This window comes from Deltaproteobacteria bacterium (assembly GCA_011773515.1).
Lineage (GTDB): Bacteria > Desulfobacterota > Deferrimicrobia > J040 > J040 > WVXK01.
The window spans coordinates 32,532-32,992 of record WVXK01000109.1; positions in this window are offsets into that span (position 1 = coordinate 32,532).

Consider the following 461-nt stretch of genomic DNA (forward strand, 5'->3'; position numbering starts at 1 on the left):
AGGAGCCGGGTGCTTTCAATGCCGCTCTGGAGGAATTTCTCGCTAGCCTTTCTCGCGAATAATCGAAACTCAAACGGGGTCAGTTCCCATTTTCTCACATTTTGCCGCTCTTCCTGTCCCAAAACATGAGGATATGGGAACTGACCCCGCGGGAAAATGAGCTGTTCATCGGATTTACCATGGGTGATAAAATGTAACATCGGAAAACAGGCGGAGCAAGGCGCCGTTGAGAAAAACCTGCGTGGGTGCGGTAGAGAACTTTTCATCTGGCCGATCCGCCGCTTGAAACACTATCCTTTCGGGAGAATGCCATCAGCAAGAAAAAGGAAAGAGAGGGGGCGAAAGAAAGGGAAGCGGTCACCCTGCACATAGAAGAGCTGCTTACCTATATCGATGCCCTGGAGGGGCTGGTCTACGTTGCAGACATGGAAACCCACCGGTTGCTCGCGGTGAACAGATAC